We start from the raw sequence: 10,804 nt of genomic DNA on the forward strand, positions 1-10,804 counted from the left end.
CCCTAAGAACTCACACCTCCTCATTTTCCCATTTCCCCATTTCCTCATTTCCCCATTTCCTCATTTCCCCATTTCCTCATTTCCTCATTTCCTCATTTCCCCATTTCCTCATTTTCTAATTTTCTAATTTTCTCATTTCCTCATTTTCTAATTAATCTGCCTGTGCGGCTCGCACTTAGAGCGCACTTTTAAACTGTTCCAAGAAACGCATATCGTTCTCATAGAACATACGTATATCCCCTATTTGGTACAAAAGCATCGCAATGCGTTCAACGCCCATACCGAAGGCAAAACCACTGTATACCTCGCTATCAAAACCACAGTTTTTAAGTACGTTAGGGTCAGTCATACCACAACCCATAATTTCCAACCAACCAGTACCTTTGGTAATGCGGTAATCCACCTCGTTATTGAGTCCCCAATAGATGTCTACCTCAGCACTCGGCTCGGTAAAAGGGAAGTACGACGGACGCAAACGTATACGCGACTTGCCGAACATCTCCTTAGTAAAGTACAACAAAGTTTGTTTCAGGTCAGCAAACGATACGTTTTTATCTATATATAAGCCTTCTACTTGGTGGAACAAACAGTGTGAACGTGCCGAAATAGCTTCGTTGCGGAATACTCTACCCGGCGAAATCGTCCGTATAGGTGGTTGATGTCCCTCCATATAGCGTATTTGCACCGAGCTGGTATGGGTACGTAAGAGAATATCCGGATTAGTTTGTATAAAAAACGTGTCCTGCATATCACGAGCAGGGTGATATTCAGGAAGGTTGAGGGCAGTAAAGTTATGCCAGTCGTCTTCTATCTCAGGTCCGTCCGATACGTTAAAACCTATATTGGCAAAGATATTCACAATTTCGTTTTTAACTATCGAAATAGGGTGGCGCGCCCCGATAGGCGAAGGAGTCGCAGTACGACTCAAATCGCCGTATATACCTTTGCTTTCACTGTGTTCTTCCAAGCGGTCACGCCATTCTTGTACTTTGGCTTCTACTTTTTGTTTGAGCTCATTCACTACCTGCCCAAAAGTCTTTTTCTCCTCCTTAGGCACCTCTTTAAAAGCGGTAAAAAAGTCGTTGAGTACCCCTTTTTTACCGAGGTACTGAATGCGGAATTGTTCGAGTTCTTCCTTAGTTTTCGCGCTAAAATCTTCTATCTTAGCAATATGCTCTTTTATTTTATCAATAATCATACAGTAATACGATTTCTCTTTTGTTTTTCCCAAGACGCAAAAGTATAAATAATTTTCCATTTAGCAAATTTACCAATCTACTAATTTTTTAATTTGCTAATTTTCTCATTTTCTAATTCCCCCTTTTCCGTCATACTCCCCCCTAGCACCTATGGCCTAAGGCCTAATGCCTTTTCTCTTTCTTTCGCCTCGAAACCCTATTTTCACCATTTTTTGCATCGCTGTATTATACTATTAATCAATTATTTATACACTCTTTCTATACCAATCGTCCAAGATTCGTATAAGCTTCCTATAAGCTCTCTATAAGCTAACTCCACCCTTCTCATAGCCTTTTTTCATCAAAATTCTTCTCAGCTCTCTTCCGTTATTCTCCGTTTCCTTCCGAATACTCCTAACAGTCCTAGAACATCACTTTTTCATCTCAAACTTTGGCAAAGTTTTAAACTTTGCCAAAGTTTGATAAACTGACAATATTCTCTCATTTGCTAATTTCCTAATTATTTTCTACTTTTGCACCCCAAAATCAAATACTCTCAGATCAGACGTGTCTAACAAGTCTAATCCCTGACACCTAATAATGAAAAAACACTTACTTATACTTTTCCTATCATTTACAACAATGATTTTCGCGCAGAAAATACCTGCTGTGAAAGATACTATTACTAAAGATACTACTAAAACCAAAACAACTGAAAAACCGGAAAAGACTCCTGAGCAAAAGCGCGCTGAAGAGTACGCTAAACTCATCAAAAAAAAGGGTATAGAGCGCAACGGACTCTTTACTATCCGCAAAATTGAAGAGAAATGGTACTTTGAAGTCCCCGATTCCCTCCTCAATCGCTATTTACTATGCGTAACCCGACTCAAAGCTGCCCCTCATAACTTCGGACTCTATGCAGGCGAAAAAGTGAATGAACAAACCGTCTATTTCGAGCAGAAAGGCGATAAAACACTCCTCTTGCGCTCTTTCCTCAATTTGCAAGAAGCGGGTACCGACGATAATATCTCGGTGGCAGTAGCCAATTCGAGTGCAAACCCTGTGGTAGCATCGTTCACCGTTATCGGGCACAACCCCAAAACCAAAGCACAGCTCATCGACATCACCGATTTCTTCAAGCAAGACAACAGCATTACCTCTTTTTCATCGAATGCAAAAACCCAAATGAAAATAGGCGCTATCGCTACCGATCGTTCTTTTGTAGACGATATACGTCCTTATCCTATCAACGTAGAGGTCAATACTCTCAAAACGTTCAACGCTTCACCCAGTACCATTCCTTCGGCAAACAAAGTAGGGGCTATTACCTTAGAGCTGAATATCTCTATGGTGCTCTTGCCCAAAACACCTATGCAAAAACGCCTCTTCGACCCTCGCGTGGGCTTTTTCGCTACCCGATACATCAAGTTTAGCGATAAACAGCAACGCACCGAAACTGAATATTACATACACCGTTTCCGCTTAGAACCTCGCAAAGAAGACGTCAAAAAATATCTCAGCGGTCAGTTAGTACGCCCCAAAAAGCAAATCGTGTTCTATATCGACCCTGCTACGCCTAAACAATGGCAAAAATACCTCATTTTGGGTGTAAACGATTGGAATGTTGCTTTCGAACAAGCGGGATTCAAAGAGGCTATTGTCGCAAAACCTTGGCCTAACGACCCTTCAATGAGCTTAGAAGATGCCCGCTTCAACGTAATTCGCTACCTCCCTTCCGAAAAAAGTAACGCCTACGGTCCTAACATCGCCGACCCTCGCAGTGGTGAAATTATAGAATGCCACGTGGGTTGGTATCACAACGTGATGAAACTCCTCAATCAGTGGTATATGATTCAGGCAGGCGCTGTCGATAAACGCGCTCGTACTATGGAGTTCAACGAGGAACTAATGGGCGACCTCGTGCGCTTTGTCTCCTCTCACGAAATAGGTCACTGCTTAGGTTTGCGCCACAATATGGGCGCCAGCAGTCAAACGCCTGTCGAAAAACTCCGCGACAAAAAATGGGTAGAAGCCAATGGGCATACCGCTTCTATTATGGACTATGCGCGTTTTAACTATGTGGCACAGCCCGAAGATAACATCAGTAGCAAAGGACTCTATCCGCGCATAGGCATTTACGACAAATGGGCAATCGAATGGGGGTATCGCTATTATGGCAACAAATATAAAGACGAGTATGCTGAACAAGAGGCGCTTGCCGAAATGGTTACCCAAAAACTCAAAGCCAATCCGCGATTGTGGTTCGGAGGGGAAGGCAAAGATGAAGACCCTCGTGCACAAACTGAAGACCTTTCGGACAACGTGATGAAAGCCAATACCTACGGATTGAAAAATCTCCGCTATATCGTGCAACACCTCCCCGAATGGACTAAACAACCTAACGACAAATATGAACATCTCAACGAAATGCAAACCGCTGCCTATATGCAGTATTTTCGCTATTTGAAGCACGTGCTCAAGCATATTGGCAATAGATATGTGGGCATCATCGGTGAGAAAGAAGTTTATAAAGAAGTACCTAAAGAAAAGGTAAAAGAAGCTATTAACTATTTAGATAAAGAACTTTTTGAAGCGCCTTTGTGGTTATATCCTCAGGAAATAGTAGAAAAAACAGGAGCAACCCCCGATAAGAACATCATCAGTATGCAAAACCTTACCCTGAGTGTACTTTTAGGAGAGCAAACCCTCTACAACCTTTATAACCAATCGCTCACCTCCAAAAATCCTTATCCGCTAAACGAATATCTGCAAGATGTATTCAAAGCGGTATGGAAACCCCTCAACAGCCCCGATGCACGCCAAAACACTTATCGCCGTGGTATCGAACGCTTGTACCTCTCTCAAATCGATAGACTCATCAATGCACCTGCCGACGCTAAAAACAGTAAAGCTGCGAGCATACAGCAAGTATCCGATGTGCGACTCTTTGCCTTGCAGCATTTGGATATGATTGAGGCTTTCGCCAAACAAGCTCTTGCCAAAGAACCTGCTTCATCTATTAATCATCTACACTACCAAGAAATTATAAAGGAAATAGAACGTATTAAAGACCCTAAGAAATAGAATCTCCCTTCGGAAGAAAAATTAAACAAATCATTTAAATGCCTGCCGTGCTATGGCTTGTTCGATTTGTTTTTATATTTGTAAGATTTCTAAGACGTAGTCTAATCTTTTATTTTTTTCAAAGATTTTTGTTCAATTCTGTAGTGCAAGCTACACTTCTTTTTTCTAATTTCAAGAAACTGATAATGCAACAACAACAACACGAACCCAAACCCGACCTACTGTTTATCCTCATTATGGGACTCCTATCGATGCTCACCCCGCTGGCTATCGATATGTACCTTCCTGCCTTTGTGAAGATTGCTAATGATTTGAATGTATCCGAAGAGATGATTTCTCAAACCTTAGCGCTCTTTACCCTTGGTTTTGCTTTTGGGCAACTCTTCTGGGGACCTCTTTCCGATAGTTATGGGCGTAAACCTATCATTCTCATCGGGATTATCACCTCAGCATTGGTGTCATTAGTGATTACGCAAATTCACCATATCCATCATTTTTATATACTGCGCTTTGTGCAAGGCTTTTTTGGAGCATCGCCGGCGGTAGTAACGGGTGCCCTCTTGCGCGACCTTTTCGCTAAAAATGAGTTTGCCCGCCAAATGTCGATGATTATGATTGTCACGATGATTGCTCCACTTATCGCCCCCGTACTGGGTGGTCACCTCACCGACTGGTTTCATTGGCATATCATCTTCTACGTGCTGATGGTTTTAGGACTCTTGGCGGCACTCTTAGTGAGTTATAAAATCCCTGAAACCCTTCCTAAGTTCAAGCGTGTTCCTTTGAAAATAGGTAATACCTTGCGCATTTACGGCAAGCTACTCAGCAACAAAAAGGTATTGGGGTATATTTTCTGCAATTCGCTTTCCTATTCAGGAATGTTTTGCTTTATCACCACGGGCTCTATTGTGTACACCAAACTCTTTGGGGTAGCCCCTCAGCACTTTGGGTATTTTTTCCTTCTCAATGTAATTGTAATGATGACGGCAACCTCACTCAATGGCAAATTCGTCACCAAAATAGGCGTAGAAAAATCCTTGCGTTTGGGGCTTACTATCCAACTCATTGCAGGAGCGTGGCTTGTGATATGTGGTATTTTCCATTTGGGATTATGGGCTACAGTGGCAGGAGTTTCAATGTTTGTAGGTTTGGTATCGGTAGTGTCCAGCAGTGCCAATGCCGCCATTTTGGATATGTACCCCGAAGTAGCAGGTACCGCCAATTCACTCACAGGAATGTTGCGTTTTGGTATCGGTTCGGTAGTAGGGGCAGTGCTCTCGCTTTTCGCCATCACCTCTGAGCGCCCAATGGTATTTGCAATGGCACTATGCATAGGAGTAGGCGCCCTCAGCTACTTGCTGTTAGTCGCCCGTCGCACCATTAGCAAATAACTATACCGTTTCTCTGCCTCTCTAAGTCTCTCCAAAACAAAAATTTCATAGTTCATCATAGCTCAATATTTACCTTATATGTTTCATCAATCAGTATAAAATTAGTGTTGTGTTTCTTTGCAAGGGCTAAAAACTGTGCATTATCATCTAAAACACTTTCCATTGTACACCAATCATCATCTAAACGGTTTTCTATGACTTTTGCATATTTCTTTATATCATCAAAGTGGGTTTTAATATAGTTTTCACTCATTACAAGACAATAACATTTAATATCCTCGAGATATTTTTTTGTAAAATCTTTTTCCCAGTCAAAAGGAATATATGCTCCTTCAATGATAAGATTTTGTTTGTTTTCTATGGCTGTCTTAATCATTTCACGAATAATAGGCCACATATAATCTGTAAGTGCTTTATCATTTTCTAAGGTAAGTTTAGTATAACCACTGCGAATTAATCCCATTTTTAAGTGATCTATTGATAGATATGGGTATTTATATTTTTCTAATAGCTTTTGAGCTAAAAAAGTCTTACCTGTGTGTGAAGCTCCAGTAATTATAACAATCATTTTTATATCTCGTTTACCTCTGATAAAACCGCACCCAATCAATATACATTCTCACGGGTTTATCAAACGGCTTTACTTCACCTACCCATTCACCTCCCAGTTGCATATCAATAATCAAATAAAAAGGCAAATCAAACGGGAATTGCTTTTCATTCTCCTTACCAGGCATACGCGAATAAACAAATGAAGGCAGTCCGTTTACGTAAAACCGTATCACATCTCCTTCAAAATCCACTGCGTAAGTGTTGTAGTCATCAGGATTAATAGGGAAAGAAGTAGAGTTTTTAGGTCCTGCTTTCTTTTTATATGTAAACGGCGAATGCACAGTGTGATACACAAAAGGGTCGTAATTTAAGCGTTCTATAAGGTCTATCTCCCCTCCTTCTTCAGGCCATTTAGTGTCTTTGGTAACCAACCATATAGCAGGCCACGCTCCTTGCGTGCCTTCTAACTTACAGCGTACTTCTATCTTCCCTTTTTGGAAAAACTTCTTTTCTTTAGTCCAAACACCCGCAGTAAGGTAAGGCGAAGGGTCTTTTTTTAAATCTTTATTGGTCACCCCTAACAGAATCATCTTCCCGTCCTTTATCTCAAACAAACTCGGGTCACTGCTCATTGTGTTGCAACAGTTGTCTCCCCAACGGTTCATTTTTGTCCACACTCCTGTCGAGAAAATATCATTTCTGTCGAAATTATCTTCCCATACCAATTTCCAAGGTTTCTCGCTAACTTCCTCTTTTTTAGAACAACCCCAACTCATAAGAGCCAACGTAAATAGTAATAATGTAAAAGGTTTCATATTCATACAGTTTAAGTTATTATCTTTTCATTTTCTCTTTCTTCATATGCCTTACCTAAAAGCGCTAAAAACTCTTTGCGAGGTATTTCCTCTGCTCCCAAACGCTCTAAATACTCGCTGTATATTTGGCAATCTACCAATGCTATATCGGGGTGTGCTTGCAGGTAGGTGATAAAGCCGTATTCTGACGCATTATTGCGTTTGCTAAACATACTCTCTCCACAAAAGATTTTACCCATTTTTAGCCCGTATAAACCTCCTATGAGCACATCTCCTTCCCACACCTCTACCGAGTGCGCTATCCCTCTTTTATGCAAGCCTGTATAGGCTTCTATCAGTTCAGGGTGAATCCACGTGCCGTCTTGGTCTTTACGCGGAACAGTAGCGCACTGTCGCATCACCTCAGTAAAACAACGGTTATAAGTAACGCGATAAGGTGCTTCGCGTAACATCTTACGCATATGCTTGCTGATATGCAATTTCTCCCGAAAGAGTACAAAGCGAGGGTCAGGACACCACCAGACTACCGGTTCTTCTTTGTTATACCACGGAAAAATACCCTCCGAATACGCCTCAATAAGCCGTTCAGGGGTAAGACTCCCTCCTAAAGCAACAATTCCTTCCTCCGAAGCCGTATCGGGGGAAGGAAAAGATGTTTTATCGTTCGTTAAGTATATCATTCTTTAGAATGGCAAATCGTCTTCCTCAGTAGGGGCAGAAGCTCCCTGTGCGGGATCTGGTGCACTAAAAGCCTGTTGAGGGGCTTGTGGCGGATACTGAGGGGGCGTTTGTTGGTATTGTGGTGGGGCTTGCTGATATTGCGGAGGCGCTTGCTGATACTGTGGTTGTGCATATCCTTGTGGCGGATAAGCTGGTTGCCCCTGTGGTGGATATTGCCCTTGCGGAGGGGGATAGGCTCCTTGTGCCACCTCAGCATTTTCAATACGCCATCCTTGTAAGTTCACAATATATTTAGTTTCACCTTGCGGGTTTACCCATTCACGACCGCGAATATTGAAACTGATGCGTACCAATTGCCCTACCTGAAAGTTGTCGAGAAGTACACATTTTTCTTGTACAAAGTCAAAAGGGATATACTGGGGGTATTGTTCCTCAGTAGAAATCACCACATCACGGCGTTGAAAGCCGTTTTGTCCTACGGTTTGTGTAGGGTTAATCTTTATAATTCGTCCTTGAATTTCCATATTGGTATTCCTTATTTATTGCTTATTCTGATAATATTTACAAGGGCAAAGATACTATTTTTTTAGTTATCGGCAATACTTATACCCAAAAATATTACAAAACTTTTTACTTTTTGCCCAAAAACATCCTATTTACAAGTCTTTGTATAATCATCTACCAACTGTATCATTCCTTCTTTCGTTTTGGTGTTGTATTTAGTAACATCTAACGAAGGACAATTGATATATTTATATTTAGCCAATATTTTTTTGTATTTTATCCGCATTCTTCGAACCGCAAAAATAATCAATTTTGTAATATATACAAGATACATAAAAGAAAACTCTATCATTTCCCCCTTCACCCTTCTGTTTTCTCTCGCTACATTCCCTCTTTTTCGTCACTCGCCCCCTCGTCATTTGTCACTCGTCACTCGTCACTCGTCATTTTTTCCCCTTTTCCGTCACTACATTCCCCCTCTCCTTGGGAGAGGGACGGGGTGAGGTTCCTCTTTCTTTCGACTCGAAACCCCCGTTTTTAACATTTTTAGCGTTGTTGTATTATAGTATGAATCAACTACTTATATACCCTTTCTATACCAATCGTCCAAGATTCGTATAAGCTTCCTATAAGCTCTCTATAAGCTACCCCCACCCTCCTTATAGCATTTTTTCATCAAAAACCCTCACAGTCTTTTTATGATTTCTTCCGTTTCCTTCCGAAAGCTCTAATGTGTTACCTCCGCTGGTGCAAGCTTATAGCTTGTACCCTTTTTTCTAATTTCCTCATTCTCTAATTTCCTCATTCTCTAATTTCCTCATTTTCTAATTATTTATTGTAACTTTGCCAAAAGTTTAAACGGATTTTGTTATGTTTATCTTTATCTCGTATTATTTCTCGTATTATTAACGTATAAAACTAAACTTTTATGGATACCTTAAATTGTATTTTAGGACTGTTTTATATATTATTGGGATTCCTAATCTCAAAACATCCTAACTTGTTATCAGGCTATAACACATTGTCTGATGAAGAGAAAAAATCTTTAAAAAACACAGATTATACGCTGTATCTGCGTAATGTCTTTATTATTTGTGGATTAGCTTCTATTTTTTTAACTTTTCTGTCTCGTTCCGTTGTTTGGGACATTGGTGTTTCCATATTACCAGGCTTACTTATTCCCATTTTATCTGTATTACGATCTCCTATAAGAAAACAATCTTCTTCTAAAAAAACTATTTACATTGTTTTTTTCTTAATCGGGGCTGTGTGTATTTTTCTTTTTTATGGAATGAGAGAAAGTGATATTGAGGTTAGCAAAGAAAGAATTGAGAATTCAGGTCTTTATCATTTTAATATTAAAATGAAAGATATTGATTCAATAACTCTTGTTAACGAATTACCTAAATTTGTTTTGCGAACTAACGGTTTTGATGTAGGCATCATCAAAAAGGGATTTTTTAAAACCGAAAAAGGAGATGTATATAAACTTTCTTTACGTGTTAATACAAAACCTTACATTAAGATTTATCACTCTAAAAATCAAATACTTCTTTTGAATTATGGCGATTCTATACAAACTTTACAATTATTCAATAATATCAAAACACATATGAAATGAACCCAGATTTTATAATTTCGCCTAAAACATTAACTCTTATTACGGACATTCACTAGTAGCTTTTTCTTGTATATCTTGTAGCAAGAATGATGACCCAGCAGACAATGACCTTTTTGTAGGAACCTACAAAGGTAAAATCTCTTATTCAAATGGAGATGAAAAAAAATCTGTTGATAACGGAGCCGTGACAGTTGTTAAAACAGGAAATGACTATTATTTCCGTTTTTCAGACGGCATCCCTGACCTTAAAGGTGTTAGCTTCAAAAAAGAAGGAGATAACACTTTAGTAAACATCGATTTGAAAGATGGTGTGAAAATCATTAGAGTCAACGCCTCTTCATTGAACATTTTGTATACTACAGATGGAAAGACCTGGACTGCTAACGCCAGTAGGTAATTCTAAAAGAAGTACTAAAAAACCCCGAAAATATATATTTTCGGGGTTTTTTCATTTTTAATATGTGCTCTTCCTTCCTTATTACTTCTTTTTAAATATCAAATTTATCAAGAATAAAATAACAATAGCTCCAATAGCTCCTGTCAAGATAGCACCAATCCATCCTCCTCCAAGTGAGACGTGAAACACATCTCCTAAAAGCCAATACCCCACGATACTTCCAAGAATACCAATAATGATATTGCCGATGAGACCTAATCCACTACCTTTGTAGATAGTTCCTCCTAACCATCCAGCGATGGTTCCAATAATAAGTGTTGCGATAATACCCATAATTTTTAATATTAAATTAGGGTACAAAGGTAAGAATTATCATCTAAAAAAACAAATAAAAATCATAAAAGGGAGAGGGTTCGCTCGCTTTACTTGGCGTTATTGTTCAGATTATTTACTTATACATTTTGTAAATTGCTTTCAAATTTTGTAGTTTTGCGATTGATAACAACATGTTATATCTTTTATGGTAAGTGAAGCAAGTTGTGAATTGCTTTCAAATTTTGTAGTTTTGTGATTGATAACAA

At 39.6% G+C, this 10,804-nt stretch carries 10 protein-coding genes; 4 read left to right on the plus strand and 6 right to left on the minus strand.

Features of this window, described 5'->3' with window-relative positions:
* Window positions 1-175: 175 nt before the first annotated feature.
* The gene (gene pheS, locus HMPREF1528_RS11695; RefSeq protein ID WP_034568091.1) at window positions 176-1,198 is read right to left on the minus strand and encodes a phenylalanine--tRNA ligase subunit alpha; all 1,023 of its coding nucleotides are present in this window, start codon (window positions 1,196-1,198) and stop codon (window positions 176-178) included.
* Between the two features lie 580 nt (window positions 1,199-1,778).
* Here pheS and HMPREF1528_RS11700 point away from each other — a divergent pair.
* On the plus strand, window positions 1,779-4,262 hold the full coding sequence (locus tag HMPREF1528_RS11700; RefSeq protein ID WP_034568085.1) for a zinc-dependent metalloprotease: 2,484 nt from the start codon (window positions 1,779-1,781) through the stop codon (window positions 4,260-4,262).
* A gap of 185 nt (window positions 4,263-4,447) precedes the next feature.
* Entirely contained in the window at window positions 4,448-5,653 is a 1,206-nt protein-coding gene (locus HMPREF1528_RS11705) for a Bcr/CflA family multidrug efflux MFS transporter (RefSeq protein WP_198010010.1), read from the plus strand.
* Between the two features lie 55 nt (window positions 5,654-5,708).
* Here HMPREF1528_RS11705 and HMPREF1528_RS11710 read toward each other — a convergent pair whose 3' ends face one another.
* From HMPREF1528_RS11710 to HMPREF1528_RS11725, 4 genes are read right to left on the minus strand one after another with little or no spacing between them, the layout of a single operon-like run.
* Complete coding sequence (locus HMPREF1528_RS11710; RefSeq protein ID WP_016479918.1) at window positions 5,709-6,221, minus strand: zeta toxin family protein; 513 nt, start codon at window positions 6,219-6,221, stop codon at window positions 5,709-5,711.
* A 13-nt stretch (window positions 6,222-6,234) separates the two neighbouring features.
* Entirely contained in the window at window positions 6,235-7,026 is a 792-nt protein-coding gene (locus HMPREF1528_RS11715; RefSeq protein ID WP_034568086.1) for a glycoside hydrolase family 16 protein, read from the minus strand.
* Between the two features lie 5 nt (window positions 7,027-7,031).
* Entirely contained in the window at window positions 7,032-7,700 is a 669-nt protein-coding gene (gene aat / locus HMPREF1528_RS11720; RefSeq protein ID WP_016479920.1) for a leucyl/phenylalanyl-tRNA--protein transferase, read from the minus strand.
* Between the two features lie 3 nt (window positions 7,701-7,703).
* On the minus strand, window positions 7,704-8,225 hold the full coding sequence (locus HMPREF1528_RS11725) for a DUF3127 domain-containing protein (RefSeq protein WP_016479921.1): 522 nt from the start codon (window positions 8,223-8,225) through the stop codon (window positions 7,704-7,706).
* A 908-nt stretch (window positions 8,226-9,133) separates the two neighbouring features.
* Here HMPREF1528_RS11725 and HMPREF1528_RS11735 point away from each other — a divergent pair.
* On the plus strand, window positions 9,134-9,826 hold the full coding sequence (locus HMPREF1528_RS11735; protein WP_016479922.1) for a DUF3784 domain-containing protein: 693 nt from the start codon (window positions 9,134-9,136) through the stop codon (window positions 9,824-9,826).
* Between the two features lie 28 nt (window positions 9,827-9,854).
* Entirely contained in the window at window positions 9,855-10,223 is a 369-nt protein-coding gene (locus HMPREF1528_RS13035) for a hypothetical protein (protein ID WP_084667282.1), read from the plus strand.
* Between the two features lie 81 nt (window positions 10,224-10,304).
* Here HMPREF1528_RS13035 and HMPREF1528_RS11740 read toward each other — a convergent pair whose 3' ends face one another.
* Complete coding sequence (locus HMPREF1528_RS11740) at window positions 10,305-10,556, minus strand: GlsB/YeaQ/YmgE family stress response membrane protein (RefSeq protein ID WP_016479924.1); 252 nt, start codon at window positions 10,554-10,556, stop codon at window positions 10,305-10,307.
* Window positions 10,557-10,804 lie beyond the last annotated feature (248 nt).

Source organism: Capnocytophaga sp. oral taxon 336 str. F0502 (genome assembly GCF_000411575.1).
In the GTDB taxonomy this organism is placed as follows: Bacteria; Bacteroidota; Bacteroidia; order Flavobacteriales; family Flavobacteriaceae; genus Capnocytophaga; species Capnocytophaga ochracea.

What these genes read in the sequence shown, in the direction of transcription:
- pheS (WP_034568091.1), bottom strand. Translation starts at nt 1,198, where the DNA reads ATGATTATTGATAAAATAAAAGAGCATATTGCTAAGATAGAAGATTTT.
- HMPREF1528_RS11700 (WP_034568085.1), top strand. Translation starts at nt 1,779, where the DNA reads ATGAAAAAACACTTACTTATACTTTTCCTATCATTTACAACAATGATT.
- HMPREF1528_RS11705 (WP_198010010.1), top strand. Translation starts at nt 4,448, where the DNA reads ATGCAACAACAACAACACGAACCCAAACCCGACCTACTGTTTATCCTC.
- HMPREF1528_RS11710 (WP_016479918.1), bottom strand. Translation starts at nt 6,221, where the DNA reads ATGATTGTTATAATTACTGGAGCTTCACACACAGGTAAGACTTTTTTA.
- HMPREF1528_RS11715 (WP_034568086.1), bottom strand. Translation starts at nt 7,026, where the DNA reads ATGAATATGAAACCTTTTACATTATTACTATTTACGTTGGCTCTTATG.
- aat (WP_016479920.1), bottom strand. Translation starts at nt 7,700, where the DNA reads ATGATATACTTAACGAACGATAAAACATCTTTTCCTTCCCCCGATACG.
- HMPREF1528_RS11725 (WP_016479921.1), bottom strand. Translation starts at nt 8,225, where the DNA reads ATGGAAATTCAAGGACGAATTATAAAGATTAACCCTACACAAACCGTA.
- HMPREF1528_RS11735 (WP_016479922.1), top strand. Translation starts at nt 9,134, where the DNA reads ATGGATACCTTAAATTGTATTTTAGGACTGTTTTATATATTATTGGGA.
- HMPREF1528_RS11740 (WP_016479924.1), bottom strand. Translation starts at nt 10,556, where the DNA reads ATGGGTATTATCGCAACACTTATTATTGGAACCATCGCTGGATGGTTA.